Below are 26,081 nucleotides of genomic sequence, written 5' to 3'. Positions count from 1 at the left end.
CGGCACCGTACCGGCGATGGTCGGCGGGGGCCCGTGCGCTCGATACCCTTGACCCATGAGTTCGCACCAGACCGCCCAGACGATGAAGCCCGCCACAGCGGCGAAGAAGCTGGGTGTGTACCTCGAGGCCACCCCCGCCGAGTTCCAGGAGGGTGTCGTCTCTCGTGCCGAGCTGAACGCCTTGCAGACCGACCCGCCCGCGTGGCTCCAGGAACTGCGCCGCACCGGCCCGCACCCGCGGCCGGTCGTCGCGGCCAAGCTCGGTGTCTCCATCGCGGGACTCGCCCGCGCTGGCGTCAGCGAGGCCCTCACCACCGAGCAGATCGAGGCGCTGAAGACGGAGGACCCCGAGTGGCTGCGGCGCGAGCGCGCCACCCAGGCGGACGTCCGCAAGGAGACGGTACGCATCAAGGAGAAGAACGCGGAGCGGGACGCCAAGCGCTCCTGACCCGAATCGCCCCCGCCGCGGACGCCGGCGGGGGCACCCGAGCCGCCCCGCGCCGGGATCTCGGCCGCCGGTCCCCGGGGTGCCGGGCCCGCCGGCACCGGGCGTTCCGGGGCCGTTCGCGCCGAGCGGGGAGCCCTGCCCACCCGCGTGTCCGAAAGAGAGGCCGCCCGGGCCGAGGGTGGCGGCGAGCCGCTCGGCCGACTCCCGCGTGAGGCTTCCGTGGATGTCGGCGGTGCCGTCGCCGAGCCCCTGGTTCACGGCCGGGGCCGAGATCACGGCGCCGTCCAGGACGATGGCCGGCTGGTTCTGCGGCGGGGCGTTCCGGGACGCGCTCGCCGTCAGGGCGGAGAACTGCCGGGCGCCCGCGGAGTCGAGGCGCAGCCGCACGAGCCGGCCCCTCGTCTGCCGGCCGAGCACCGCCTTGGCCGAGGTCACATGAGTCCCGTCCACCGCCGTCGGCCCCAGCCCGAAACGTGGCGTGGGCGGCGGATCCGCCACCGGCGGTCCCCCAGGCCGCGACCGAGCCCCGCGCGGCGCCCTCCCGCCTCGTCGAGCGCCTCTCCCGTGCCGCGCGGTCCAGCGCGGACAAGCGCGCCGGGAGCGCCACGTCACCACGGACCGCCGTGCGTCCGCCGCGGCGAAGGGTGACCCAGAAGAGGAGAACCCTGCGTGGGGCCCCGGGGAGACGCATGCGGGGGACGGTTCCCGCTCGGTGCCCTCCGGCGAAGGTGATGCCGGGCTTCGACCGGAATCAATCCGGAGTGTGCGTGCTGTTCCACCGGATCCGATCGTGTGGTGTCCGAGTGGAGGGACAGCGACTCTGGGCATGACTCCCACCGTGCCGACGGACGGGGGCGTCGCGGAGTCGCGCGTGCCCCGGTGGTCGCCCGGGGAGGATTGCATAAACGTGCAGGGAAACGTATAGTCATGCCATCCAAGAGGAGGGTTCCATGGCGATGCGTGCGGCGGTGGCGGGAGCGAGTGGATACGCGGGCGGGGAACTGCTGCGCCTGCTCCTGGCACACCCCGAGATCGAGATCGGCACCCTGACCGGCAACTCCAACGCGGGCCGGCGGCTCGGGGGGATCCAGCCCCATCTGCTGCCGCTCGCCGACCGCGTCCTCGCCGAGACCACCGCCGAGGCGCTGAGCGGCCACGACGTGGTGTTCCTCGCGCTGCCCCACGGCCAGTCCGCCGAGGTCGCCGAACAGCTCGGTCCCGAGGTCCTCGTGGTCGACATGGGTGCCGACTTCCGGCTGAAGGACCCGGCCGACTGGGAGCGGTTCTACGGCTCCCCCCACGCCGGGACCTGGCCGTACGGCCTCCCCGAACTGCCGGGTGCCCGCGCCGCGCTGGAGGGGTCCAAGCGCATCGCGGTACCCGGTTGCTATCCGACGGCCGTCTCGCTGGCCCTCTTCCCCGCGTACGCGGCCGGGCTGGCGCAGACCGAGGCCGTGATCGTCGCCGCCTCAGGCACCTCGGGGGCCGGCAAGGCACCCAAGGCGCACCTGCTCGGCAGCGAGGTCATGGGATCGATGAGCCCGTACGGCGTCGGCGGCGTCCACCGGCACACCCCCGAGATGATCCAGAACCTCACCGCCGCCGCCGGTGAGCCCGTCACCGTCTCCTTCACCCCCACCCTCGCGCCCATGCCCCGCGGCATCCTCGCCACGTGCAGCGCCAAGGCGCAGCCGGGGGTCACCGCCGAATCGGTCCGGGCCGCCTACGAGAAGGCCTTCGCCGACGAGCCCTTCGTCCACCTCCTGCCCGAAGGGCAGTGGCCCGCCACGGCGTCCGTCTACGGTTCCAACGCCGTTCAGGTCCAGGTCGCGTACGACGCCGCCGCACACCGCATCATCGCGATCAGCGCCATCGACAACCTGACCAAGGGCACCGCGGGCGGTGCCGTCCAGAGCATGAACCTCGCCCTCGGCCTCCCCGAGGAGCTGGGACTTTCCACGATCGGAGTCGCACCGTGAGCGTCACGGCAGCACAGGGATTCACCGCGGCCGGAGTCGCCGCGGGGATCAAGCAGAACGGCAACCCGGACCTGGCCCTCGTGGTCAACAACGGGCCCCGCCGCGCCGCCGCGGGCGTCTTCACCTCCAACCGCGTGAAGGCCGCGCCGGTCCTGTGGTCGGAACAGGTCCTCAAGAGCGGCGAGCTGACCGCGGTCGTCCTCAACTCGGGCGGTGCCAACGCCTGTACGGGACCCAAGGGCTTCCAGGACACCCACGCCACCGCCGAGAAGGTCGCCGAGGCGCTCGGTGACACCGGCGCGGGCAGCGTCGCCGTGTGCTCGACCGGCCTCATCGGCGTGCTGCTGCCGATGGACAAGCTGATTCCGGGAATCGACCTGGCCGTCGCCCAACTCGGCCCGCACGGCGGCGAGAAGGCCGCCATCGCCATCAAGACGACCGACACCGTGCACAAGACGTCGGTCGTCACCGAGGGCGGCTGGACGGTGGGCGGGATGGCCAAGGGTGCCGGCATGCTCGCGCCGGGCCTGGCCACCATGCTCGTCGTGCTCACCACCGACGCGGACGTGGACGGCGAGGACCTGGACCGGGCGCTGCGCGCGGCCACCCGTACCACCTTCGACCGCGTCGACTCCGACGGCTGCATGTCCACCAACGACACCGTGCTGCTGCTCGCCTCCGGGGCCAGTGAAGTCACCCCGGAGTACGCGGAGTTCGCCGAGGCGGTCCGCGCGGTCTGCGACGACCTCGGTCAGCAGCTGATCCGCGACGCCGAGGGCGCCAGCAAGGACATCAAGGTCGAGGTGATCAACGCCGCGACCGAGGACGACGCCGTCGAGGTGGGCCGTTCCATCGCCCGCAACAACCTCCTCAAGTGCGCCCTCCACGGCGAGGATCCCAACTGGGGCCGCGTGCTGTCCGCGATCGGCACCACCCGGGCCGCCTTCGAGCCGGACCGGCTGAACGTCGCCATCAACGGCGTGTGGGTCTGCAAGAACGGCGGGGTCGGCGAGGACCGCGACAAGGTCGACATGCGCTACCGCGAGGTCCACATCGTCGCGGACCTCGCCGCGGGCGACGCGACCGCCACGATCTGGACCAACGACCTCACCGCCGACTACGTCCACGAGAACAGCGCGTATTCCTCATGAGCAATGTGACCCGCAAGCACACCGCTCTGCCCAAGGCGCAGATCCTCATCGAGGCGCTGCCCTGGCTGACCCGGCACCGCGGCAAGACCGTCGTCGTCAAGTTCGGCGGCAACGCCATGATCGACAGCGAGCTGAAGGCGGCCTTCGCCCAGGACATCGTGTTCCTGCACCACGCGGGCCTCAAGCCCGTCGTCGTGCACGGCGGCGGCCCGCAGATCAGCGCAGCCCTCGACCGGCACGGCATCGTCAGCGAGTTCAAGGCGGGCCTGCGCGTCACCACCGAGGACGCGATGGACGTCGTCCGCATGGTGCTGGCCGGACAGGTCCAGCGCGAACTGGTCGGACTCCTCAACGAGCACGGACCCCTCGCCGTCGGACTCACCGGCGAGGACGCGCACACCATCACCGCGACCAAGCACCAGCCCACGATCGACGGCCAGTTGGTCGACATCGGGCGGGTGGGCGAGATCACCGCGATCGACACGGGCGCGATCGAGGCCCTGCTCGCCGACGGCCGGATCCCGGTCGTCTCCTCGATCGCCCGGAGCCAGGACGACGGACATGTCTACAACGTCAATGCTGATACGGCGGCTGCGGCACTCGCTGCCGCACTGGATGCCGAAACCCTCATGGTCCTCACGGACGTCGAGGGCCTCTACGAGGACTGGCCGAACAGCGACGAGGTGATCAGCCGCCTCACCGCCACCCAACTGGAGAAGCTCCTTCCCGAGCTGGCCAGCGGCATGGTGCCGAAGATGGAGGGCTGTCTGCACGCCGTGCGCAACGGCGTCACCACCGCCCGTGTCATCGACGGCCGGGTCCAGCACTCGATCCTGCTGGAGATCTTCACCGACGAAGGCATCGGCACGATGGTCGTGCCGGACGACGAGGAAGCGGGGGACGCCGAATGACCGGCAGCGCGAGCAACGCGGAGCTCACCGAGCGGTGGCAGGGCGCGCTCATGGACAACTACGGCACCCCGCGGCTGCCGCTCGTCCGCGGTGCCGGAACCAAGCTGTGGGACGCCGACGGCAACGAGTACCTCGACTTCGTCGGCGGCATCGCGGTCAACGCGCTCGGCCACGGCCATCCCGCGATCGTCGAGGCCGTGAGCCGGCAGATCGCCTCCCTCGGCCATGTCTCCAACCTCTTCGTCGCCGAACCGCCCGTCGCGCTCGCCGAACGGCTGCTCCAGCTCTTCGGCCGCGAGGGCCGGGTGTACTTCTGCAACTCGGGCGCCGAGGCCAACGAGGGCGCGTTCAAGATCGGCCGGCTGACCGGCCGGACCCACATGGTCGCCACCACCGGCGGCTTCCACGGGCGGACCATGGGCGCCCTCGCGCTCACCGGCCAGCCCGCCAAGCAGGAGCCCTTCCTGCCGCTGCCCGGCGACGTCACCCACGTCCCGTACGGCGACGCGCAGGCCCTCGCCCAGGCGGTCACCGAGGACACCGCGCTGGTGATCATCGAGCCGATCCAGGGCGAGAACGGCGTGGTCGTCCCGCCCCCCGGCTACCTGAAGGCCGCCCGCGCGATCACCGCGGCCCACGGCGCCCTGCTCGTGCTGGACGAGGTGCAGACCGGAATCGGCCGCACCGGCCACTGGTTCGAGTACCAGGCCCACGAAGGCGTCCTGCCCGACATCGTCACGCTGGCCAAGGGGCTCGGCGGCGGACTGCCGCTCGGTGCCACGGTCGCCTTCGGCCGCGCCGCCGGGCTGTTGAAGCCCGGCCACCACGGCACGACCTTCGGCGGCAACCCGGTCGTCTGCGCGGCGGGACTCGCCGTGCTCGACACGATCGGGTCCGAGGGACTCCTGGAGAACGTCAAGCGCGCCGGCGAGAAGCTGCGGGACGGGATCGAGGGGCTCGGGGACGGTTCCGGCCATCCGTTGATCGACCACGTCAGGGGTGCCGGCCTGCTCCTGGGTATCGTGCTCACCGAGCCGCTCGCGCTCCAGGTGCAGCGGGCGGCTCAGGACGCCGGTCTCCTGGTGAACGCGCCCGCCCCCGATGTCGTACGGCTGATGCCGCCGCTGAACCTCGGCGACGACGAGGTGGACACGTTCCTCCGGGCCCTTCCCGGCATCCTCGACGCAGCCAACGGGGACGGGTGATCCCGGGAATGGGACGACGACGATGAGTCAGGCGCAGGACCACGAGCACGCAGGGCCTGCCGTGCCGCAGACCCGCACCGCACGCCACCGCCGGATCGTGGACATCCTCAACCGGCAACCGGTGCGCTCGCAGAGCCAGTTGGCGAAGCTTCTGGCCGACGACGGGCTGAACGTCACCCAGGCGACGCTCTCCCGGGACCTCGACGAGCTGAACGCGGTGAAGATCCGCAACAACGACGGCGACCTCATCTACGCGGTGCCGAGCGAGGGCGGTTTCCGCACTCCGCGCGCACCGCTGGGGGAGTCGGCGAAGGAGGAGCGGATGCGCCGGCTCTCCTCGGAGCTGCTGATCTCCGCGGAGGCCTCGGCGAATCTCGTGGTCCTGCGCACCCCGCCGGGCGCCGCGCAGTTCCTCGCCTCGGCGATCGACCAGGCGGAGCTGCACGACGTCCTGGGCACGATCGCGGGGGACGACACCCTGATGCTGATCAGCCGCGATCCGACGGGCGGCCAGGCGCTGGCCGACCATCTGCTGCGGCTGGCCCAGAACGACCACTGACCCGTACGACGGTGGAGGCGCACCCCGGAGCGGGGTGCGCCTCCACCGTCGTACGCCTCGTCGCGGGTGCGCCGGGGGACCGCGCCGGTGCACGGGTGCCGGTCATCCCAGGCGCTGGGCGAGGCCTCCGGTGCACCGGACCTCGTTGCCGGCCGTGATGAGCAGCGCCTCCACGTCCGGGAGCGACTCCAGCCAGTCGAGGCCCGCCCGCGAACCCATCGCGAAGGCCGCGGTCGCCCAGGCGTCCGCCCAGGTCAGACGGGGGCCCACCACGGTCACGGCCAGCAGGTCGGTGACCGCCGACTTCCCGGTGCGCGGGTCGACGATATGGGCACCGCGTTCGGCGGTGCCCGAGGTCGCGACGGCCAGTCGGTCGACGCCGGCCGCGGAGACCACCGCGGCGAGCGAGCCCGGGCGGAGCGGGTCGGACACGCCCACCCGCCAGGGGCGGTGCGGCCCGGGGACGCCGCAGAGCTGGACGTCGCCGCCGCCGTTGACGCTCACCCCGCTCGCCCCGGCCGCGGCGAGACTCAGGGCCGCGCGCTCCGCCGCCCAGCCCTTGACGATCCCCGTGGGGTCGAGCTGTCCCTCGTAGCGCGTGCTGAACCAGCCGTCGCTGGCCCGTTCCGCCTCGGCGCCCAGGTCGAGCACCTCGGCGACCTCCGGGTCGCACTCCTCGACGGTGAGCTCTCCGCGCACCAGCCGCGAGATCTGGCTGTCCTCGCGATAGGTGCTGAACACCGCGTCCACGCGGTGCAGTTGGGTGATCGCCTGCTCCAGCGCCGTCCGTACGGCATCGGGTTCGCCGCCGCGCACGTCGAAGGAGAAGACCGTGCCCATCACCTCCTCGGCGTGGCGCAGCTCCTGCGGTGCGTCCTGCGCGGGCTCAGACACCGGCCTTGTCCAGCGCCGACTGCAGGGACTTCTTGTAGCCCTCGCTCGTGTAGGTCGCGCCGGAGACGGTGTCGATCTGGGCGCTGCCCGCGGCGACGGCCTCCTGGTTGAGCTTGGGCACGGCGAGTTCGGTCTTCTGGGAGCTGGTCCCGCCGGAGGGTGCCTGGACCGCCTCGGCCTTGGTGATCTTCTTGCCGTCGAGGGTGAGCCGGACCTGGACGGGGCCGTACTGGGTGTCGGACACGGTCCCGGTGACGACGCGCGCCTGCGCGGCCGGTGCCGCCGGGGACGCTCCGGCCTTGCCCGAGGACCCGGAGGACCCCGATGCGCCGCCGGCGGCCTTCGCCTTGTCCAGGGCCGACTGGAGGGACTTCTGGTAGCCGCCGCTGGTGTAGGTCGCCCCGGAGACGGCGTCGATGTCGGCGCTCTGCGCGGCGAGGGTCTCCTGGTTGAGCTTGGGTACCGAGAGTTCGGTCTTCTGGGAGCTGGTCCCGCCGGAGGGCGCCTGGACCGCGTCCGCCTTGGTGATCTTGCCGCCGCTCATGGTGAGCTGCACCTGGACCGGCCCGTACTGCGTCTGCACCACGTCACCGAGGACGGTGGCGGTACCCGACTGCTGAGCGGTGCCGCCCTGCGGCGTTCCCTGCCCGGCGGCGCTCTGCTGGGGCGCCGCGCCCGCCTGCGCCGACGCGGCGGCCGAGTCGGTCGCCGGCTTGAGCGCCAGCAGCAGCACGATCCCGGACACGGTGGCGGCGCTCGCCAGCACGAACCGCCGGATGGGGTGATTTGTCTTCATCGTTCCTGACTCCCGTCGCTCACATCTCGAACGACTCGTGATGGATGCGGCGGGCGGGGACACCCGCGCCGCGCAGTGCCGCGTACACCTCCTGGGCGAAGCCGGGCGGCCCGCACATGAAGACGTCGTGGTCGTCTATGTCGGGCAGCTTGCGGCGCAGGGAGTCCGCCGAGATGTCCGGACGTTCGCCCTCGGGGCTGTTCACCGCGTACATCAGACGCGCCCCGCGCTCCTTGGAGATGGCGGCCAGTTCGTCCCACAGGGCCAGGTCCTGGGTGGTGTTGGCCCGGTAGAGCAGTGTGAGGTCGCCCGACGCGCCGGGAAGGGTCTCGAACAGCGTCCGCATCGGGGTGATGCCGACGCCGCCCGCCACCAGGAGCACCTTTCCGCGGCTGCGCTTTGCGGCGGTCAGGGCGCCGTAGGGGCCCTCGGCCCAGACCCGGGTGCCCGGCTTCAGATCCCGCAGGGCGGCGCTGTGGTCGCCGATCGCCTTCACGGTGATGCGCAGCATGTTGGGGCGGGGCGACGCCGAGAGCGAGTACGGGTGGGAGCTGAACCGCATCCCGGGTGCCAGGAAGCGCCAGCGGAAGAACTGCCCCGCCTCGGCGCCCATCCGGTGCAGCTTGCGTCCGCTGATCAGCACCGACACGATGCCGGGCGTCTCCTCGATGACGGCCTGGACCCGCATCCGGTGCTTCAGGTTCAGCCGGATCGGAGAAAGGATTCGGTACCAGACGACCAGCGCGGTCACCGATCCGTAGAGCCCGTACCAGACGGTCTTGGCGACCGGTTCGACCGCGAAGTCGTTGCCGGTGGAGAGCTGGTGCCAGAACGTCAGGAACACCGCGGCGTACGTCAGCAGGTGGACGTGGTACCAGGTGTCGTACGGGATCAGCCGGCGGAGCCAGCCGACGGATATGAACCCGATGAGCACGAGCAGGCCCGTGCCGATCGCGGCCTTGCCCATGTCGGGAAGCTGGTTGACCGAGTCGACGGTCTGCTGCACGATCTGGCCGAGCCCCTTGCCGGACTGCAGGGCGTAGCCCCACATCGTCAGGAAGAGGTGGGCGAGGACCAGGCAGATGGTGTAGCGGCCGGTCATGGCGTGCCAGCGCGCCACCCGGTCGGATCCCACCCGGCGTTCGAGGGCGGGGACGCGGGCCATCTGCAGCACCACGAGGGCCATCAGATATCCGGCGAGCAGCCCGGTGATGCGGCCGGCGTTGAGGATCCTGCTGTTGTTGTCCGCGATGGACGGGGTGTTGTTCCACCACAGCCACAGGACCGCGGCGGCGCCGGCCCAGACGGCGATCAACAGCGGGACGGCGGGCGAGCGGCGAGGGCGGATTCGGCGCATGGTCTGGCGCCGCGCGGCGCGACCACCGGCGATCGTGGACACGGTTCCTCCGTGTTCGTCCTGGAGAGACGGGGTGAGGGGAGTGGCCCCCTGGCCCAGAGATACGGTCCGCGACGCCCGTGCGTTCAGAAGCCCGCCGAGTCCAGTGCGGACTGCAGCGACTGCCTGTATCCGTCACTGGTGTACGTGGCTCCGGACACCGAGTCGATCTGGGCGCTCTGTGCGGCCAGCGTCTCGCGCCTGAGCTCGGGAAGCGCGTAACTGTTGATCTCCTGGTCCCTGGGATTGTCCGAAGGATAGACGACCGCCGTGGACTCGGTGATCTTGCCGTCCTTCAGCGTGATCCGCACCTGGACGGGCCCCCAACGGGTCTGCACCGAGTCGCCGGTGACGGTCCCCGTCCCCGTGCTCTTAGAGCCCCCGGACGCTCCCGAGGAGTCCCCGGAGGGGCTTCCCGAGGACGGGGACGAGGACGAGGACGGGGAACGGCCCGCGGACGACGCGGCGTCGGCCGCTGCCGGAGCTGTGTGCGGCTTCAGCGACAGCAGCAGGACGAAACCGGTGACCGTGGCGGCGGCCGCCAGCGTCACCCGGCGCAGCGGACGGTTCTTCTTCAGGGCGTGCACGGCGGCCTCACAGCTCGAACGACTCGTGGTGGATACGGCGGTCGGGGACCCCCGCCGCGCGCAGCTCCCCGTACAGGTCCCGCGCCATCGCGGGAGGTCCGCAGAGATAGACGTCGTGCTCGGCGATGTCGGGCACGGTCTGGCGCAGCGACTCGGCGGTGAGCCGCGGGCGGGTGCCGTCGGCGGCGTTGAGCGCGTACAGGACGCGGGCCCCGCGCCACCGCGCGATGTCCTCCAGCTCGCCGCCCAGCGCCAAGTCCTCGGCCGTGCGCGCCCGGTAGAGCAGCGTGACCCGGCCGGGCAGGGTCTCGAAGAGGGCGCGCAGCGGGGTGATGCCGACGCCGCCCGCTATCAGCAGCGCCTTCGGCGCCGTGCTCCGGTCCGCCGTCAGCGAGCCGTAGGGTCCCTCCGCCCACACCCGGGTGCCGGGGCGCAGCATTCCCACGGCCGCGCTGTGGTCGCCGAGTGCCTTCACCGTGATCCGCATCCGGTCGGGACGGGCCGGTGCCGACAGGGAGTACGGCGTCGAGGTCCACCGCATCCCGTCGGCGAGGAAGCGCCAGCGGAAGAACTGACCGGCCCGCGCGTCCAGTTCGTCCAGGCGCTCCCCGCGGATCACGATGGAGAAGACCCCGGGGGACTCCCGGTGCACGGACTCCACGCGCAGCCGGTGGCGCCGGTTGAGCCGTACGGGGGCGAGCAGCCGGAACCACACGACGAGCCCGGCCGTACCGAGGTAGAGGGCGTACCAGGCGGCCCGCGCCGCCGCGTCGCCGACGAAGTCGGAGCCGAGCGCGAGCTGGTGGAAGAAGGCCAGGAAGACCGCCGCGTACGTCAGCAGGTGCACGTAGTACCAGAACTCGTGACTGATCCGGCGGCGGGCCAGGCGTGCCGAGGTGATCCCGACGGCGAACAGGATGAGCGTGCCGGTCGTCGCCTTGAGCATGTCCGGATAGTCGAACACCACGCTGAGCGTCTCGTGGACGACGCCGGTCCCGTCCTGGGCCGCGTAGCCGAAGAGGATCAGTGTCACGTGTGCGACCAGCAGGCAGATCGTGTACCGGCCGGCCATGGCGTGCCAGCGGGCCACGCGGTCGGAGCCGACGCGCCGCTCCAGGAGCGGGACCCGCGCCATGAGCGCCACCAGAACGGCGCAGCCGTAGCCGCACAGCAGCCCGGCGATCCGTCCGGCGTCCGTCAGCCAGCCGGCCAGGCCCACCACCGACCGTGTGTCGGTCCACCACAGGGCGAGAACCCCGGCCGCTCCCGCCCACAGCAGGGCGAGCAGCGGCCCGGCGGGCGAGGGCCGGGGCCGCCGGCCTCCCCGCGTCGTGCGCGGGGGAGCCGCCCGCTGGTACACCGTGGTCATCTGTCCGCCCTTCTTTCGTGCCGTCCGGAAGAGAACTGTGCGTGGTGAACCTCTGAGGAGGCTCTGAACCGGCCCCTTCCGCGCCGACTCACAGGGAACTCAGAGGTCGCGGGGCGGGGAGCGGCCGCCGGGAGGAGCGATGCTGGAAGGCGACATGAACACTCCCGCCCCAGCCCCCGGCCTCTCCCGGGACCCGGCACCGGCCCCTGGCACTCCCCGGGACCCGGACTCCGGCGCTCTCCGCGACCCGGTGTCCCGTGCCGTCGGTTCCCCGGTGTCCGGTGCCGTCGGTGACCCCGGCGCCGGTGCCGTCCGGTCCCGTGGGACCGGCAGGCCGCCCTCGCTCACCCGGCCCGACGGCACCTCCGTGCGTGTCCTCGTCGTCGACGACGATCCGGACCTGGCCGAGGTCCTGTCCGGCGCGCTGCGCTACGAGGGCTGGGAGGTCCGCACCGCCTGCGACGGCGCCTCGGCCGCCGCGAGGGCGCGCGAGCTGCTGCCCGACGCCGTCGTCCTCGACGTGATGCTCCCGGACACCGACGGCTTCGCCGTGCTGCGCGACCTGCACACCGTGCTGCCGGACGTCTGCGTCCTCTTCCTCACCGCACGGGACGCGGTGGAGGACCGCATCGCCGGCATCACGGCGGGCGGCGACGACTACGTCACCAAGCCGTTCAGCCTGGAAGAGGTCGTCGCCCGGCTGCGCGGACTGCTGCGCCGTGCCGGCATGGCCCGCCGCGCCGACGAGGGACCGCGGCTCGTCGTCGGGGACCTGGCGATGGACGAGGAGGCCCGGGAGGTGACCCGGGGCGGCGACCTGGTCGAGCTGTCGCCGACCGAGTTCGAGCTGCTGCGCTTCCTGATGCGCAACCCGCGCCGCGTGCTCAGCAAGGCACAGATCCTCGACCGCGTCTGGTCGTACGACTTCGGGGGCCAGGCCCATGTCGTCGAGCTGTACATCTCCTACCTGCGCAAGAAGGTCGACGCGGGCCGGGACCCGATGATCCACACGGTCCGGGGCGCCGGGTACGTCATCAAACCCGTGGTGGGCCGGTGAACCCGGACACGCGGGACCGGGCCGGGGCCGGCCGCTGGTGGGCCCGGCCGGCGGCGGCCCTGCGCGCGCTGCCGCGGCCCCGCACGATGCGCGCCCGCCTCACCGCCGGCCTCGTGGTGCTCCTGGCCGTGAGCTGCGCGGCCGTCGGCGTGGCCGCGGTCTACGAACTGGACGGCTTCCTGACCGGCCGCCTCGACCAGCAGCTCCAGGATGCCGGGCCGCGGTTCCCGGCGAGCCTGGAGCACGGTTCGGCGATGCCGTCCGGCAAGCCGTCCGACCACGACGGAGACGAACACGGCGACACCCGGCGTCAGGCCACCGGCACGTTCGGAGCACGCCTGGTCGGCGACGACGTCACCAACGCCGCCGTTGTGCCGCCGGGCTCCGGCACGGCCGTGCGGAACGTGGATCCGACCGCTCACGACGAGGCGGTCCTGGCCGCGGTTCCGGCGGACGGCCGGGCCCACACCGTCCGTCTTTCGGCCCTGGGCGGCTACCGCGTCCTCGCGACACCCGGCAAGGACGGTGACGTGCTGGTCACCGGGCTGCCCACGGAGCCGGTCGACGCGGCCGTCCACCGTCTGGAACTCGTCGCCGCCCTGGTCTTCGGCGTGGCCCTCGTGGTCACCGGGGTCGCCGGAGCCCTGTGGGTGCGCTGGTCGCTCCGACCGCTGAACCGGGTCGCCGAGACCGCCACCCGGGTGAGCGAACTCCCGCTCGCCAGTGGGGAGGTGGCGCTGCCTCCACGGGCGCCCGGGTCGGACCCGCGCAGCGAGGTGGGCCGCGTCGCCGGCGCCTTCGACCGTATGCTCGGCCATGTCGAGGACGCGCTCACCAAGCGGCACGCGAGCGAGGAACGGCTGCGCACCTTCGCCGCCGACGCCAGCCACGAGCTGCGCACCCCGGTCGCCTCGGTCCGCGGCCACGCCGAGCTGGCGCTGCTGCACCCCGGCCCGGTGCCCCCGAAGGTGACGCGCGCCCTCGAACGGATCGCCGCCGAGTCGGCGCGCATGGGCGAGATGGTGGACGACCTGCTGCTGCTGGCACGCCTCGACGCGGGCCGCCCCCTGGAACGCCTTCCCGTCGACCTCACCCACCTCGTCCTCGACGCGGTCGCCGACGCCCGCGCGGCGGGCCCCGGCCACCGCTGGGTCCTGGAACTGCCGGAGGAGCCGGTGATCGTGACGGGCGACGCGCACCGGCTCCAGCAGGTGTCGGCCAATCTGCTGGCCAACGCGCGGGTCCACACGCCCGCGGGCACCCGGGTGACGGTGTCCCTGGAGCGCGTCGGCAAGGAGGCCGTGCTGAAGGTCCACGACGACGGCCCCGGGGTTCCCGAGGAGGTCCGGCCCGGCGTCTTCGAGCGCTTCACCCGCGCGGACCGCCGCCGCGCCGACGGCTCCGGCGGCGGAGCCGGGCTCGGCCTGTCGATCGTCGCGGCCGTGGTCGAGGCACACGACGGCACGGTCACCCTGGAGAGCGGCCCGGGAGCGACCACGTTCACGGTCGGTCTCCCCGCCGCCTGAACCACGGCCCGCGCACCCCGTACCGGGTCGCCGCCGCTCCCTCGGCGCCGTCAGTACCGGGTGACCGCCGTCGCCCCGCCCGTCGTGCCGATGGCGATGTGCGGCCTGCGCGCGGGATCGGCCCACGCGAGGATCCGCCGCATCGCGTCCGCCGGCACGGACACGCAACCGGCCGTGGGACCGCTCCCGTCGACGTGCAGGAAGATCCCCGCGCCACGTCCCCGCACCGGCCGCGCGTAGTTGAACCCGATGACGAGGGCGTACGCGTACTGCTTCTCGTAGGCGATCAGATGCTCGGACTCCCCGGCCCGGCAGTCCGCGGGACGCGGCTCGGTCCACCGGTTGTACGACCGGGAGGCGTTGTCCTGGCACCACCAGGAGTCCTGGTCCACCCGGCGGTACGGCATCGAGGTCCCGTCCGGCGCCGCCCGGGTCCCGAACGCGTACGGCAGCTCGTACAGCCCCGTGGGTGTCGTGTTCGTGCCCTGGCGCCGGGCTCCGCCCTCGACGAGTCCGCGCGCCCCGAACCGCGCGGGAGCGGAGCCGGCCCGCACCCACCGCCCACCCCGCAGGTCCCACCAGGTGAGGGTCCCCGAGGTCGCGTTCGCGCGCGGTGCCTCGGCGGTGAGGATCTGGCTCCCGCCGCCGGTGCCGGCCAGCCGCGAGGGCAGGACGGCGACGGGCGGCGGCCCGCCCGGGGCCAGGGCGAGCAGGGACACGGACGCGAGGGCGGCGGCTCCGAGGCGCATGGCTCAGACCGTACTGGGGGGCAACGGCAGCGGCAGCCCGGGAAGTCCGTCCAGGCTCGTCGCGATGTGCTCCTTCTTGGTGAAGTACGCGTTCAGCGACGCGTCGTCCTCGCGCGCGAAGCGCCTGCCGTGCAGGTCGCGGTCCTCGTCGTAGGACATGTAGGGCACCGCGTAGCCGCAGGAGTCGCGGACGAGCTCGGCCGTCACGACGATGATCGCGCGCAGCCCGTGCGCGGTCGGGTCGATACCGCCGAAGTGGGTGAGGAGTTCCGCGAAGCGCGGGTCGTCGCGGAAGACCGGCTCGCCGCGGCCGTGCACCCGGACGATGTTGGGCGGTCCCTGGAAGGCGCACCACATCAGGGTGATCCGGCCGTTCTCGCGCAGATGCGCGATCGTCTCCGCGGTGCTCCCGGCGAAGTCCAGGTAGGCCACGGTCAGTTCGTCGAGAACGGCGAACGAGCCGCTGAGCCCTTTGGGGGAGAGGTTGACCGTGCCGTCCCCGGACAGGGGCGCGGTCGCGGTGAAGAAGAGGGGCTGTGCCTCGATGAAGGTGCGGAGGCGGCCGTCGATGCGCTCATAGGTCTTTCCCATGTCCAACGACTATCGGGGAAAACCTTTCGCCTGTCTAAGGGGTTGCGGGTTCCGGCGGCGCCGTTCAGGGGCACCGCCGGAACCCGCGTACCGCCCCGGCCCTTGCCGGCGGGGCGGCCGCATGGCGGGTCAGGTCACTTGTTGAGCGTGCAGGCGGCGAGGCTGTCCAGGCCGGTGGGCTTGGCGGCGGTGCGGCCGATGGAGATCGCGATGCGGTCGATGGTGGAGACCCGCTTGTCCTTGAGGGGGCCGAGGATCGCGTTCTGGACGAAGTTCGGGCCGCCCTGTCCGACGGTGTCGACCAGCCGCTTGTTGGCCTCGGCGATCTGGGTGTCCAGCAGGGCCAGGTTGCGGTCGACCTCGGCCTTGGCGGTGGCCGGCACGGCGGGCAGCTGCGAGGCGACGTCCGGGCAGGTGATGGTGCCGGCGGCGGTGGCGGCACCCGTTCCGGAGCCGGCCCCGCCCGCCTGCGCGGTGGCCGGCGCGCTCGGCGCGGTGGCGCCGGTGCCCGCACCGCCTGCGGCCGCGCCTCCCGCGCCGTTGAGTGTGCAGGGCGCGAGGGCGTCCAGACCCTGCGGCTTGGCGGCGGTGCGGCCGATGGCCGTCGCGATCCGGTTGACGGTGGCGACCCGCTTGTCCTTGAGGGGGCCGAGGATCGCGTTCTGGACGAAGTTCGGGCCGCCCTGGCCGACGGTGTCGACCAGGCGCTTGTTGGCCTCGGCGATCTGGGTGTTCAGCAGGGCGAGGTTCCGGTCGACCTCGGCCTTCGCGGAGGCCGGGACCGGGGGCAGGCTCGGGGCGACCGCCGGGCAGTTCACCGTGTTCGCGGCGGCCTTCGTCGTGGCGTTCTGAGCATTGTTGTGCGCCTCGCCCGCCAGGGCGCTGCCGGCGATGACCGCCGCGGACAGCACCACGGCGGAGGCTCCGCCGATCATCACGACGCGCCGCTTGTTGTACTTCGGGAGAGCCCTGGACATGCGGAATCCTCACTCGGGTCGGGGGCGGACGACCACCCGGCGTTCGGCCGGTCGGTCAATGTCCGTGTGCCTGCCGTGCGTGAACGCGGCGCCTGCGTTCAGCGGGAGATACGCGGAAACGATTACGAGTGTTCAACCCTCGGTGAGGATTCCTCGGCCGAGCGTGCCGGGGCGGGTCGCGATTGACGAATCATGCAGAGTGCTGCATACTCATGCATGTCAGCGAATGCACTGTGAGGAGAATCCCGTGACCGAGCGCGTCGTACTCGCCTACTCGGGCGGTCTGGACACCTCCGTCGCCATCGGCTGGATCGCCGAGGAGACGGGCGCCGAGGTCATCGCCGTTGCGGTCGACGTCGGCCAGGGCGGCGAGGACCTGGACGTCATCCGCAAGCGGGCAATCGCCTGCGGTGCCGTCGAGGCCGAGGTCGCGGACGCCAAGGACGAGTTCGCCGATGAGTACTGCCTCCCGGCGATCAAGGCCAACGCCCTCTACATGGACCGCTACCCGCTGGTCTCCGCCCTCTCCCGGCCGACGATCGTCAAGCACCTCGTCGCCGCCGCCCAGAAGCACGGCGCCACCACGGTCGCCCACGGCTGCACCGGCAAGGGCAACGACCAGGTGCGGTTCGAGGCCGGTATCGTCGCCCTCGCCCCCGACCTCAAGTGCATCGCGCCGGTCCGTGACTACGCGATGACCCGGGACAAGGCGATCGCGTTCTGCGAGGAGAAGCAGCTCCCGATCGCCACCACCAAGAAGTCCCCGTACTCCATCGACCAGAACGTCTTCGGGCGCGCGGTCGAGACGGGCTTCCTGGAGGACATCTGGAACGCCCCGATCGAGGACATCTACGAGTACACCTCGAACCCGGCCGAGCACCGCGAGGCCGACGAGGTGATCATCACCTTCAAGCAGGGCGTCCCGGTCGCCGTCGACGGCAAGCCCGTCAGCGTGCTCCAGGCGATCCAGCAGCTCAACGAGCGCGCCGGCGCCCAGGGCATCGGCCGGATCGACATGGTCGAGGACCGGCTCGTGGGCATCAAGTCCCGTGAGGTGTACGAGGCTCCGGGCGCGATCGCGCTGATCACCGCGCACCAGGAGCTGGAGAACGTCACGGTCGAGCGTGAACTCGCCCGCTACAAGCGGCAGGTCGAGCAGCGCTGGGGCGAACTGGTCTACGACGGCCAGTGGTTCTCCCCGCTCAAGCGCGCCCTGGACGGCTTCATCGACGAGGCCAGCCAGCACGTCAACGGCGACATCCGGATGACCCTCCACGGCGGCCGCGCGGTCGTCACGGGCCGGCGCTCCGACACCTCGCTCTACGACTTCGACCTCGCCACGTACGACACCGGCGACACCTTCGACCAGGCCGCGGCCAAGGGCTTCATCGACATCTACAGCCTGTCGTCGAAGATCGCCGCCAAGCGGGATCTGGGTTAAGCCGTACGGGACTTGGCGCGGCCGTGTCGTGTCCGCCGCCTCGAAGCCCCCCGAGCACTAGCCTGACTGCCGCCTCCTCACGTACGCGTGGGGAGGCGGTGGCACATCCACACCTTTCGAGGAGTAACGCAAGTGAGCAGCAACAGCGGTGACGTCCGGCTCTGGGGCGGACGGTTCGCCGACGGTCCCGCCGAGGCCCTGGCCAAGCTGTCCGCCTCGGTCCACTTCGACTGGCGCCTCGCGCCGTACGACATCGCCGGTTCGCGTGCCCACGCGCGCGTGCTGCACAAGGCGGGCCTGCTCACCGAGGACGAGCTCACACGCATGATCGGGGGCCTCGACCGGCTGGAGTCGGATGTCGCCGACGGCTCCTTCGTGGGCACGATCGCCGACGAGGACGTGCACACGGCTCTCGAGCGCGGCCTCCTTGAACGCCTCGGCCCCGACCTCGGCGGCAAGCTCCGCGCCGGCCGCTCCCGCAACGACCAGGTGGCCACGCTCTTCCGGATGTACCTGCGCGACCACGCCCGGATCATCGGCGGTCTCATCGCCGACCTCCAGGAGGCGCTGATCGGTCTGGCGGAGGCCCACCCGGACGTGGCGATGCCGGGGCGCACCCACCTCCAGCACGCCCAGCCCGTGCTGTTCGCGCATCACGTCCTGGCCCACGTCCAGTCCCTGTCCCGGGACGCGGAACGGCTGCGGCAGTGGGACGAGCGGACGGCCGTCTCGCCGTACGGCTCCGGCGCCCTGGCCGGTTCCTCCCTCGGCCTGGACCCCGAGGCGGTGGCGAAGGACCTCGGATTCGAGCACGGCAGCGTCGCCAACTCCATCGACGGCACGGCCTCCCGCGACTTCGTGGCGGAGTTCGCCTTCATCACCGCGATGATCGGCGTGAACCTCTCCCGGATCGCCGAGGAGGTCATCATCTGGAACACGAAGGAGTTCTCCTTCGTCACCCTCCACGACGCGTTCTCCACCGGCTCGTCGATCATGCCGCAGAAGAAGAACCCGGACATCGCCGAACTCGCGCGCGGCAAGTCGGGCCGGCTGATCGGCAACCTGACCGGGCTGATGGCCACGCTCAAGGCCCTGCCCCTCGCGTACAACCGCGACCTCCAGGAGGACAAGGAGCCGGTCTTCGACTCCTGTGACCAGCTCGAGGTCCTGCTCCCCGCCTTCACCGGCATGATGGCCACGCTGACCGTCCACCGCGAGCGCATGGAGGAGCTGGCCCCGGCCGGCTTCTCGCTCGCCACCGACATCGCCGAGTGGCTGGTCAAGCAGGGCGTGCCCTTCCGTGTCGCGCACGAGGTCGCGGGTGAGTGCGTGAAGGTCGCCGAGGCGGACGGCAAGGAACTGGACGAGCTGACCGACGAGCAGTTCGCGAAGATCTCGGCCCACCTGACGCCCGAGGTGCGGACCGTCCTCGACGTCCCCGGAGCCCTCGCCTCCCGCGACGGCCGCGGCGGTACGGCACCGAGCGCCGTCGCCGTCCAGCTCGCCGAGATCAAGACGGACGTCGCCGCGCAGCAGACCTGGGCGGCGGCCAAGCGGAAGAAGTAGCGCGACGGCACCCTGCCCCACCGCCGCGGAGCGGACACGGTCCGCGGACCGGGGCGGGTGCGTACGACGGAGGGTGTCGCGGGTTACGTTGGCCGGGAGCCGTAAAGGAGCCGACCGAACGGAGCCGCGATGCCCTTCGCACGTCTCGCCTCAGCCACGACTCCCACCGCACACCTCGGCCTGGGACTCGCCGCCGTGGGCCGCCCCGGCTACATCAACCTCGGGCGCGAGGAGGACCTCCCGGCCGACCGCAGTGTCGACGCCCTGCGCGAGCGCACCCGTGAACTCCTCGAAGCCGCCTACGCCCAGGGCGTGCGCTACTTCGACGTGGCCCGCTCCTACGGCCGTTCGGAGGAGTTCCTCGCCGGCTGGCTGAACAGCCGCCCGGACGTCGACGACGTCGTCATCGGCAGCAAGTGGGGCTACGCCTACACGGCCGACTGGCGCACCGACGCCGAGGCGCACGAGGTCAAGGACCACGGCCTCGCCATGTACGAGCGCCAGCGCGCCGAGAGCGCGGAGCTGCTCGGCGACCGGCTCGACCTCTACCAGATCCACTCGGTGACCCCGGACAGCCCGGCCCTCACCGACAAGGAACTGCACGCGGCCCTCGCCGAAGCGGCCGCCCAGGGCCTGTCGATCGGCTTCTCCACCAGCGGGCCCGCCCAGGCGGAGGCGATCCGTGCCGCGCTCGCCGTCAGGGTCGACGGCGAGCCCCTCTTCCGTACCGTCCAGTCCACGTACAACGTCCTGGAGACCTCCGCCGCCCCGGCGCTCGCCGAGGCCCACGACGCCGGGCTCACGGTGATCGTCAAGGAGGGCATGGGCAATGGCCGGCTCGCCGGTCCTCACGCGCCGGAGGCGCTGCGCGCCATCGCCGCGGAGACCTCCCTCGGCTGCGACGCGGTCGCCCTCGCGATGATCCTGCGGCAGCCCTGGGCGGGCGTCGTCCTGTCGGGGGCGGCCACCGCCAACCAGCTCGCCTCCAACCTGCACGCCGCGGTCGTCGACCTCGACGACGGCCAGCTCTCCCGGCTCGCCGCCCTCGTGGAGGAACCGCGGGCGTACTGGGAGCGACGCGGGCAGCTCCCCTGGCACTGAGCGCCCCCGGGTGATGCGAGTGTGAGACGTGTGCGCCCCGCGTGAGACACCACTGTCTCATGTGCAGTACTGTTGTCTCATGGCTGTCGACCGTGATCACGTGCTGCGCAGCGCAGCCGCCCTGCTCACCCGGAAATCCACCGCGACCATGGACGAGGTCGCCAAGGCCGCCGGGATCAGCCGGGCCACGCTGCACCGCCAGTTCGCCGGCCGGGACGCGCTCGTACGCGCGCTGGAGGCGCTCGGCATCGAGGAGTGCGAGGCCGCCCTGGACGCGGCCCGCCTCGACGACGGCACCGCCCAGGAAGCCGTGCGCCGTCTGGTGCGGGAGCTGGAGAAGGTGGCAGGACTGCTCGCCTTCCTCTACACGGAGAACCAGCTCTTCGAGGGCGACGGGCAGCACGAGGGCTGGGCCCGGCTCGACGCCCGGATGGCCGCGCTGTTCCGGCGCGGCCAGCAGAGCGGCGAGTTCCGCATCGACCTCAGCCCGGCCTGGCTCACCGAGGCGCTCTACGGGCTGATGGCCTCGGCGGCCTGGGCCGTGACCGAGGGCCGGGTCGCCGCCAACGACTTCCACCACATGATCGTCGAGCTGCTGCTCGGCGGCGCGCTCAGGAGAGAGGAACCATGACCAGCACCCTGCGGCCGGCCGTTGTGACGGAGACGCCGAAGCGCCCGGGCCGCTGGCTCGCGCTCTGCGTCCTCGTCCTCGCCGTGCTGCTGGTGGCCGTCGACGCGACCGTCCTCGGCCTCGCGACCCCGTACATCAGCGAGGACCTCGAACCCTCGGGCACCCAGCTTCTGTGGATCGGTGACGTCTACTCCTTCGTCATCGCCGGTCTGCTCGTCTCCATGGGCAGTCTCGGCGACCGCATCGGCCGCAAGAGGCTGCTGCTGGCCGGTGCCACGGCGTTCGGCCTGATATCCGTGCTCAACGCCTATGCCACGACACCCGAGACGATGATCCTGGCGCGGGCGCTGCTCGGCGTCGCGGGCGCGACCCTGATGCCCGCCACCCTCGCCCTGATCCGCAACATCTTCCACGACCCGCGCGAACGCAGCCTCGCCATCGGCGTCTGGGGCGCGACGGCCTCCGCGGGCACGGCGGTCGGTCCCGTCGTCGGCGGCCTTCTGCTCGAACACTTCTGGTGGGGTTCGGTCTTCCTCATCAACCTTCCGGTGATGGTGGTCCTCGTCCTCGTCGGGCGCAGGCTGCTCCCGGAGTCGAAGAGCCCGAACCCCGGGCCCTGGGACCTGATCAGCGTGACGCTCTCGCTCGTCGGAGTGATCGGTGTGGTGTACGGGGTGAAGGAGCTCGCCGCGCACGGGCCCTCCGGCGAGGCGCTCGCCGCCGGTCTGCTGGGAGCGGGCGCCCTCATCTGGTTCGTACGCCGCCAACTGACACTTCCCGCACCGCTGTTGGACGTCCGTCTGTTCCGCAACCGGGGATTCTCCGGCGCGGTGCTCGCCGACCTGTTCACCGTGCTCGGCATGTCCGGGCTGGTGTTCTTCCTCTCCCAGTACCTGCAACTCGTGCAGGGGCGCGGGCCGTTCGAGGCGGGGCTCGCCGAAGTCCCCGCCGCCGTGGGCGCAGTGGCGGCGGGTCTGGTCGCGGGACGGTTCGCCCGGCGCTTCTCCGTGCGGACCGTCGTGTCCGGCGGACTCGCCGCCGTGGGTCTCGCGCTCGGCGCGCTCACCGTGCTGGACCGGTCCACCGGCTATCCGCTGCTCGGCGCGGCCCTGCTGGTCGTCGGCGTCGGCGCGGGCTTCTCGTTCACCGTCACCGCCGACGTCATCCTCTCCGCCGTGCCCAAGGAGCAGGCGGGCGCCGCGTCCGCGGTCTCCGAGACGGCGTACGAACTCGGCGCGGCCCTGGGCATCGCGCTGCTCGGCTCCGTCGTGACCGGCGTCTACGCGGGCTTCACCGGCCCCGCGGGCACACCGGCCGAGGCGCGCGACTCGCTGGGCGGAGCGGTGGAGGCCGCCGGAAGCCTCCCCGGGCACACCGCCGAGGCGCTGCTGGCCGCGGCCAGGGAGTCCTTCGTGGACGGCCTGGCACTCGCCTCCGCGGCGGGAGCGGTGGTCCTGCTGGCCACCGCGGTGGCGGCCTGGTTCCTGCTGCGCGGCCAGAGGCTGGACGCGTAGGACCGCGGTCGGGGTTCACGGGCGCGGAGCGGCTCGGCGGAGCACGGTCCCGTCCTGAACGGTCCGGGCGCACGCTGCGACCTGAACGCAAAGGGTGGGCCCGGCCGGAAGCTTCCGGCCGGGCCCACCCGTGCGCGATGTCGTGGCGCGGGGCGAAGAGCGGGGAGCCTTCGCGCGGCCGGTGTGTCAGGCGGCCTTCGCCTTGGTGGCGTACATGTCGACGTACTCCTGGCCGGAGAGCCGCATGACCTCGGTCATCACGGAGTCGGTGACGGCGCGCAGCACGTACCGGTCGCGGTCCATGCCCTCGTAGCGGGAGAACTCCATGGCCGGCCCGAAGCGGACGGTGACCTTGCCCGGTCGCGGCATGCCCGCGCCGCCCGGCTGGAGCTTGTCCGTGCCGATCATCGCGAACGGGACGACAGGGGCGCCGGTCATCATGGTGAGCCGGGCGATGCCGGTGCGGCCGCGGTACAGGCGGCCGTCGGGGGAGCGGGTGCCCTCGGGGTAGATGCCGAAGATCTTGCCCTCCTCCAGGACGCGGCGGCCGGTCATCAGCGCGGCCACGCCGCCGTTGGCGCCGTCCCGGTCCACCGGGATCATGCCGGTGCCGGTGAAGAACCACGCCATGAGCCGGCCCTTGAGGCCCTTGCCCGTGACGTACTCGTCCTTGCCGATGAAGAACACCTGGCGGTCGCAGATCAGCGGAAGGATCATCGAGTCGATGAACGTGAGGTGGTTGCCGGCCAGGATCACGGGACCCTTGCCGGGGATGTGCTCCACGCCTTCCACCCTGAGGCGGAACATCAGGCGGATGATCGTTCCGAGCACTGCCTTGATGAGCGCGAAGCGGGACAACGGGCCCTCCGGTGTCAGGGGGTCGGTATGGAGTCTGTGCAGGTGAGGACGATACTCGCGGTTCCCGGTCGATTGCACATCGGGTTCATCGACCGGATACGCACTGTTGACCTACGTTTACCTGCGGTTGTGTGCCGGTGAGCGGTGGACACGGGTCCGGTCCGGTGTGACGGACATCGCGCGCGGGTACCGGCGAACGGGTGAGCGCCCGGCGGAGGGCCGTACGCCCCCCTCCGCCTCACGCCTACCCGCGACCGCCCGGCCGATGCCGACGGACCGTCATGTTCCGCATCCTGCGGGGGATCCGAGGTCACCCACTGTTCCGCCGCGGGCCTCCCTCCCGTCACGCCAGGACACCTACGATCGTCCCGCTTCGACAGGCAGGCACCTACGGCGGGAGGAGCGCTCATGCGGGCGCAGGAGTCGAACGGCCAGGAGCGGGGCACGGCGCGGCGGACGCTGCTGGGAGCCGCGGTGCTCGGGGCGGGCGGAGCGGCCCTCGGCCTGCCCGGCACCGCGAGCGCGGACGGACGCCACGGAGGCGGCGGCTACCGGAGTCTGCCCAGACCGACCGTCATCGGTCACCGCGGAGCCAGCGGCTACCGGCCGGAGCACACCTTCGGCTCGTACCAGCTCGCCCTCGACCTGGGCGCTGACGTCGTCGAGGCCGGCGACCTGGTGCCCACCAGGGACGGCCATCTCGTATGCCGTCACGAGCCGGAAATCGGCGGGACGACGGATGTCTCGGCGCACCCCGAGTTCGCGGGCCGCAGGACGACCAAGACGCTCGACGGGGTCCCCACCACCGGATGGTTCACCGAGGACTTCACCCTCGCCGAGCTGAAGACCCTGCGCGCCGTCGAGCGCATCCCCGCGAACCGCCCGCACAACACCCTCTACAACGGCCGCTGGGAGATCCCCACCTTCGAAGAGGTGCTCCGCTGGCAGGACGAGCAGACCCGCAGGCGCGGCAAGCAGGTCTGGATCTACCCCGAGACCAAGCACCCCACCTACTTCCGGGACCTCGGCCTCGGCCTGGAGGAGCGGGTCGCGAAACTGCTGCGCACGTACGGCAAGGACAGGAAGGACTCGCCGGTCATCCTCCAGTCCTTCGAGCCGAGCAGCATCCAGCGGCTGGACAAGCTCGTCGGCAACCCGCTCGTCGTCCTGCTCTCGGCCGCGAACACCCGCCCCTGGGACTTCGTCGCGGCGGGTGACCCCCGCACGGTCGCCGACCTCGTCACGCCCGCGGGGCTGCAGTGGATCGCCTCGTACGCGCAGGGCATCGGCCCCACCCTCGACCTGGTCATCCCGAAGGACGCGGCCGGCAACCTGACCACGCCGACCACGCTCGTCGCCGACGCGCACCGCGCGGGCCTCATCCTGCACCCTTACACCATGCGCAACGAGAACCCCTTCCTGCCCGCGGACTTCCGCCAGGGCACCGCCGCGGACGCCTACGGGGACCCTTTCGGCGCGTTCAAGGTCTACTTCGAGACGGGCATCGACGGCGTGTTCTCCGACAACGCGGACACCGCGGTGCTGGCCCGCGCGGACTTCCTCGGGCGATGAGGCCGCGGCCCCGGTCCGCCGACGGACCGGGGCACCGAATGGGACGGATGCCCGTCCTCCGTCAACGGACGACCCCCTCACCCCGGATGGGGTGAGAAACGGCCGCCCCGGCAACCTCGTGCCGGGGCGGCCGCGTCGTGCCGCACATGACCCACGAGCTGGTTACCGCCCTGCGCCCGCTGCTGTCCGCCGAGGCGTCGGCGGAGGCCCACGCCTCGGGCGCCGAGCCGGGCGACCTGGAACAGGCCGTCTGGCTTCGGCTGCTGGAACGCCTGGACGTGTCGGGACCGCCCGCCGACCCGCGGCGCTGGGTGCGCCGGGCCGTGCGCTCGGAGGCCCGCCGCAGCCGCCGCACGGCCCGCGTCGAGCAGCCCTACGCCACCGAGCCCGCGGACGACAGCGGTTTTGGCCCGGAGCAGCGGGCGATGGCCGCCGTCCGCCGCCGCGAGCTGCACGAGGCGGTACGCCGGCTGCCCGGCCGCTGCCCGGGCCTGATGGCCGCCCTGCTCTCCCCCAGGGACCTCACCTACCAGGAGATCGCGGGCGAGTTGGGTATCTCACAGGGCAGTCTTGGTCCGGAACGCTCCAGATGTCTTGGATGTCTTCGTCGATTGCTGACCGCGGAGGTTGCGGCCCGCTGACGACGGGGATAGGAGTGGGGGACGACCGGAACAGGTGAGCGGGAGGCATGCACACATGGGCATGAGCGTGACCATCTCGGCGGCGACCGAGCAGGATGCGGAATCGATCCTGAAGCTGCAGTACCTCTGCTATCAGAGCGAGGCCGAGCTGTACGGCGACTACGGCATCGAGCCGCTCACCCAGCCGCTCGACTCGCTCAGGGCGGAACTGGCGGGCGGCACCGTACTGGTGGCCCGGCTCGGCGACGAGGTGGTGGCCTCGGTGCGCGGCGCCGTCGACACCGACGGCACGGGCCGCATCAACAAGCTCATCGTGCACCCGCGCATGCAGCGGCACGGCCTGGGCGGACGTCTGCTCGACGCGATCGAGACCCGCCTCGGCGCCGAAGGAACGGCCAAGTCCTTCCAGCTGTTCACGGGCCACCGCAGCGAGCGCAACCTGCGCCTGTACCGCAAGCACGGCTACGCGCCCGTCTCGCAGGAGCGGGTGGGCGAGCGCATGACGCTGGTGACCCTGGCCAAGGGTGCCGACACCGGCGTGTACGCGACCAGCGCCTGAGCC

General features: G+C 72.0%; 25 protein-coding genes and 1 pseudogene. 16 read left to right on the top strand and 10 right to left on the bottom strand.

Annotated features, from left to right (window positions below):
- Positions 1-55 precede the first annotated feature (55 nt).
- Positions 56-448 (top strand): DUF5997 family protein, encoded by a 393-nt coding sequence (locus OG485_RS10685; protein WP_328454377.1) that lies wholly within the window; start codon positions 56-58, stop codon positions 446-448.
- Between the two features lie 219 nt (positions 449-667).
- On the opposite strand, the pseudogene OG485_RS44000 reads toward OG485_RS10685, so the two are convergent.
- Positions 668-1,276 (bottom strand): annotated as a pseudogene (locus tag OG485_RS44000) (SecDF P1 head subdomain-containing protein); the annotation flags it as partial.
- Between the two features lie 122 nt (positions 1,277-1,398).
- Here OG485_RS44000 and argC point away from each other — a divergent pair.
- The 5 genes from argC to OG485_RS10655 are packed head-to-tail and all read left to right on the top strand — an operon-like array spanning position 1,399 to position 6,253.
- Entirely contained in the window at positions 1,399-2,427 is a 1,029-nt protein-coding gene (argC, locus tag OG485_RS10675) for an N-acetyl-gamma-glutamyl-phosphate reductase (protein WP_328667818.1), read from the top strand.
- The gene (argJ, locus tag OG485_RS10670; protein ID WP_328667817.1) at positions 2,424-3,578 is read left to right on the top strand and encodes a bifunctional glutamate N-acetyltransferase/amino-acid acetyltransferase ArgJ; all 1,155 of its coding nucleotides are present in this window, start codon (positions 2,424-2,426) and stop codon (positions 3,576-3,578) included. The genes argC and argJ overlap by 4 nt, the downstream gene beginning before the upstream one ends.
- Positions 3,575-4,489: an acetylglutamate kinase gene (gene argB / locus OG485_RS10665; RefSeq protein ID WP_328667816.1), complete on the top strand. Its 915-nt coding sequence runs from the start codon at positions 3,575-3,577 to the stop codon at positions 4,487-4,489. Before argJ ends, argB begins: the two co-directional genes overlap by 4 nt.
- Positions 4,486-5,694 (top strand): acetylornithine transaminase, encoded by a 1,209-nt coding sequence (locus tag OG485_RS10660; RefSeq protein ID WP_328667815.1) that lies wholly within the window; start codon positions 4,486-4,488, stop codon positions 5,692-5,694. The genes argB and OG485_RS10660 overlap by 4 nt, the downstream gene beginning before the upstream one ends.
- A 22-nt stretch (positions 5,695-5,716) precedes the next feature.
- Entirely contained in the window at positions 5,717-6,253 is a 537-nt protein-coding gene (locus OG485_RS10655) for an arginine repressor (protein ID WP_328454389.1), read from the top strand.
- Between the two features lie 102 nt (positions 6,254-6,355).
- Here the strand turns inward: OG485_RS10655 and OG485_RS10650 are convergent, their stop codons facing one another.
- The 5 genes from OG485_RS10650 to OG485_RS10630 all read right to left on the bottom strand — a co-directional run bounded on the left by OG485_RS10650 (position 6,356) and on the right by OG485_RS10630 (position 11,295).
- Positions 6,356-7,147, bottom strand: coding sequence for an FAD:protein FMN transferase (locus OG485_RS10650; protein ID WP_328667814.1), 792 nt, complete (start codon positions 7,145-7,147; stop codon positions 6,356-6,358).
- Complete coding sequence (locus OG485_RS10645; RefSeq protein WP_328667813.1) at positions 7,140-7,943, bottom strand: FMN-binding protein; 804 nt, start codon at positions 7,941-7,943, stop codon at positions 7,140-7,142. Before OG485_RS10645 ends, OG485_RS10650 begins: the two co-directional genes overlap by 8 nt.
- A 19-nt stretch (positions 7,944-7,962) precedes the next feature.
- Entirely contained in the window at positions 7,963-9,300 is a 1,338-nt protein-coding gene (locus OG485_RS10640; RefSeq protein ID WP_328674302.1) for a ferredoxin reductase family protein, read from the bottom strand.
- Positions 9,301-9,425: 125 nt separating this feature from the next.
- Positions 9,426-9,926: an FMN-binding protein gene (locus OG485_RS10635; RefSeq protein WP_328667812.1), complete on the bottom strand. Its 501-nt coding sequence runs from the start codon at positions 9,924-9,926 to the stop codon at positions 9,426-9,428.
- A 7-nt stretch (positions 9,927-9,933) separates the two neighbouring features.
- The gene (locus tag OG485_RS10630) at positions 9,934-11,295 is read right to left on the bottom strand and encodes a ferredoxin reductase family protein (RefSeq protein WP_328667811.1); all 1,362 of its coding nucleotides are present in this window, start codon (positions 11,293-11,295) and stop codon (positions 9,934-9,936) included.
- Positions 11,296-11,434: 139 nt separating this feature from the next.
- On the opposite strand from OG485_RS10630, the gene OG485_RS10625 reads away from it, so the two are divergent.
- Together OG485_RS10625 and OG485_RS10620 are read left to right on the top strand one after the other, a co-directional pair.
- Positions 11,435-12,352, top strand: coding sequence for a response regulator transcription factor (locus OG485_RS10625; protein ID WP_328667810.1), 918 nt, complete (start codon positions 11,435-11,437; stop codon positions 12,350-12,352).
- Between the two features lie 86 nt (positions 12,353-12,438).
- Positions 12,439-13,878, top strand: a complete 1,440-nt coding sequence (locus OG485_RS10620) for a sensor histidine kinase (protein WP_328674301.1) — start codon at positions 12,439-12,441, stop codon at positions 13,876-13,878.
- A 50-nt stretch (positions 13,879-13,928) separates the two neighbouring features.
- Here the strand turns inward: OG485_RS10620 and OG485_RS10615 are convergent, their stop codons facing one another.
- The 3 genes from OG485_RS10615 to OG485_RS10605 form a co-directional block, all read right to left on the bottom strand.
- A complete protein-coding gene (locus OG485_RS10615; RefSeq protein ID WP_328667809.1) occupies positions 13,929-14,627 on the bottom strand; it encodes a L,D-transpeptidase family protein in 699 nt (232 codons plus the stop codon).
- 3 nt (positions 14,628-14,630) lie between these two features.
- On the bottom strand, positions 14,631-15,218 hold the full coding sequence (locus OG485_RS10610; protein ID WP_328667808.1) for a pyridoxamine 5'-phosphate oxidase family protein: 588 nt from the start codon (positions 15,216-15,218) through the stop codon (positions 14,631-14,633).
- Between the two features lie 134 nt (positions 15,219-15,352).
- Entirely contained in the window at positions 15,353-16,195 is an 843-nt protein-coding gene (locus tag OG485_RS10605) for a hypothetical protein (protein ID WP_328667807.1), read from the bottom strand.
- Positions 16,196-16,442: 247 nt separating this feature from the next.
- Here OG485_RS10605 and OG485_RS10600 point away from each other — a divergent pair, with 247 nt between their 5' ends.
- The 5 genes from OG485_RS10600 to OG485_RS10580 all read left to right on the top strand — a co-directional run bounded on the left by OG485_RS10600 (position 16,443) and on the right by OG485_RS10580 (position 22,448).
- Complete coding sequence (locus OG485_RS10600) at positions 16,443-17,636, top strand: argininosuccinate synthase (protein WP_328667806.1); 1,194 nt, start codon at positions 16,443-16,445, stop codon at positions 17,634-17,636.
- 132 nt (positions 17,637-17,768) lie between these two features.
- On the top strand, positions 17,769-19,202 hold the full coding sequence (argH, locus tag OG485_RS10595; protein ID WP_328667805.1) for an argininosuccinate lyase: 1,434 nt from the start codon (positions 17,769-17,771) through the stop codon (positions 19,200-19,202).
- A gap of 129 nt (positions 19,203-19,331) precedes the next feature.
- On the top strand, positions 19,332-20,303 hold the full coding sequence (locus OG485_RS10590; RefSeq protein WP_328667804.1) for an aldo/keto reductase: 972 nt from the start codon (positions 19,332-19,334) through the stop codon (positions 20,301-20,303).
- Between the two features lie 79 nt (positions 20,304-20,382).
- Positions 20,383-20,934: a TetR/AcrR family transcriptional regulator gene (locus OG485_RS10585; RefSeq protein WP_326788850.1), complete on the top strand. Its 552-nt coding sequence runs from the start codon at positions 20,383-20,385 to the stop codon at positions 20,932-20,934.
- On the top strand, positions 20,931-22,448 hold the full coding sequence (locus tag OG485_RS10580; protein ID WP_328667803.1) for an MFS transporter: 1,518 nt from the start codon (positions 20,931-20,933) through the stop codon (positions 22,446-22,448). Before OG485_RS10585 ends, OG485_RS10580 begins: the two co-directional genes overlap by 4 nt.
- Before the next feature lie 186 nt (positions 22,449-22,634).
- Here the strand turns inward: OG485_RS10580 and OG485_RS10575 are convergent, their stop codons facing one another.
- Positions 22,635-23,324, bottom strand: coding sequence for a lysophospholipid acyltransferase family protein (locus OG485_RS10575; protein WP_328674300.1), 690 nt, complete (start codon positions 23,322-23,324; stop codon positions 22,635-22,637).
- 390 nt (positions 23,325-23,714) lie between these two features.
- Between OG485_RS10575 and OG485_RS10570 the strand changes: the two genes are divergently transcribed.
- From OG485_RS10570 to OG485_RS10560, 3 genes are all read left to right on the top strand, one after another.
- Positions 23,715-24,878 (top strand): glycerophosphodiester phosphodiesterase, encoded by a 1,164-nt coding sequence (locus OG485_RS10570; protein ID WP_328667802.1) that lies wholly within the window; start codon positions 23,715-23,717, stop codon positions 24,876-24,878.
- Positions 24,879-25,024: 146 nt separating this feature from the next.
- Positions 25,025-25,519 carry an RNA polymerase sigma factor gene (locus OG485_RS10565; RefSeq protein ID WP_328667801.1) on the top strand — a complete coding sequence of 165 codons (495 nt, stop codon included), beginning with the start codon at positions 25,025-25,027 and terminating at the stop codon, positions 25,517-25,519.
- A 55-nt stretch (positions 25,520-25,574) separates the two neighbouring features.
- A complete protein-coding gene (locus OG485_RS10560; RefSeq protein WP_328667800.1) occupies positions 25,575-26,078 on the top strand; it encodes a GNAT family N-acetyltransferase in 504 nt (167 codons plus the stop codon).
- Positions 26,079-26,081 lie beyond the last annotated feature (3 nt).

Origin of the sequence: Streptomyces sp. NBC_00328 (assembly GCF_036139655.1) — a bacterium.
Lineage (GTDB): Bacteria > Actinomycetota > Actinomycetes > Streptomycetales > Streptomycetaceae > Streptomyces.
The sequence above is the reverse complement of the archived record's forward strand: the minus strand, read 5'-3'. Positions and strand labels throughout refer to the sequence as shown.

Bases quoted from the DNA above. Each gene is read 5' to 3' on its own strand.
- OG485_RS10685 (WP_328454377.1), top strand. From the start codon at position 56: ATGAGTTCGCACCAGACCGCCCAGACGATGAAGCCCGCCACAGCGGCG.
- argC (WP_328667818.1), top strand. From the start codon at position 1,399: ATGGCGATGCGTGCGGCGGTGGCGGGAGCGAGTGGATACGCGGGCGGG.
- argB (WP_328667816.1), top strand. From the start codon at position 3,575: ATGAGCAATGTGACCCGCAAGCACACCGCTCTGCCCAAGGCGCAGATC.
- OG485_RS10660 (WP_328667815.1), top strand. From the start codon at position 4,486: ATGACCGGCAGCGCGAGCAACGCGGAGCTCACCGAGCGGTGGCAGGGC.
- OG485_RS10655 (WP_328454389.1), top strand. From the start codon at position 5,717: ATGAGTCAGGCGCAGGACCACGAGCACGCAGGGCCTGCCGTGCCGCAG.
- OG485_RS10645 (WP_328667813.1), bottom strand. From the start codon at position 7,943: ATGAAGACAAATCACCCCATCCGGCGGTTCGTGCTGGCGAGCGCCGCC.
- OG485_RS10640 (WP_328674302.1), bottom strand. From the start codon at position 9,300: ATGCGCCGAATCCGCCCTCGCCGCTCGCCCGCCGTCCCGCTGTTGATC.
- OG485_RS10630 (WP_328667811.1), bottom strand. From the start codon at position 11,295: ATGACCACGGTGTACCAGCGGGCGGCTCCCCCGCGCACGACGCGGGGA.
- OG485_RS10625 (WP_328667810.1), top strand. From the start codon at position 11,435: ATGCTGGAAGGCGACATGAACACTCCCGCCCCAGCCCCCGGCCTCTCC.
- OG485_RS10620 (WP_328674301.1), top strand. From the start codon at position 12,439: ATGCGCGCCCGCCTCACCGCCGGCCTCGTGGTGCTCCTGGCCGTGAGC.
- OG485_RS10615 (WP_328667809.1), bottom strand. From the start codon at position 14,627: ATGCGCCTCGGAGCCGCCGCCCTCGCGTCCGTGTCCCTGCTCGCCCTG.
- OG485_RS10610 (WP_328667808.1), bottom strand. From the start codon at position 15,218: ATGGGAAAGACCTATGAGCGCATCGACGGCCGCCTCCGCACCTTCATC.
- OG485_RS10605 (WP_328667807.1), bottom strand. From the start codon at position 16,195: ATGTCCAGGGCTCTCCCGAAGTACAACAAGCGGCGCGTCGTGATGATC.
- OG485_RS10590 (WP_328667804.1), top strand. From the start codon at position 19,332: ATGCCCTTCGCACGTCTCGCCTCAGCCACGACTCCCACCGCACACCTC.
- OG485_RS10585 (WP_326788850.1), top strand. From the start codon at position 20,383: ATGGCTGTCGACCGTGATCACGTGCTGCGCAGCGCAGCCGCCCTGCTC.
- OG485_RS10580 (WP_328667803.1), top strand. From the start codon at position 20,931: ATGACCAGCACCCTGCGGCCGGCCGTTGTGACGGAGACGCCGAAGCGC.
- OG485_RS10570 (WP_328667802.1), top strand. From the start codon at position 23,715: ATGCGGGCGCAGGAGTCGAACGGCCAGGAGCGGGGCACGGCGCGGCGG.
- OG485_RS10565 (WP_328667801.1), top strand. From the start codon at position 25,025: ATGACCCACGAGCTGGTTACCGCCCTGCGCCCGCTGCTGTCCGCCGAG.
- OG485_RS10560 (WP_328667800.1), top strand. From the start codon at position 25,575: ATGGGCATGAGCGTGACCATCTCGGCGGCGACCGAGCAGGATGCGGAA.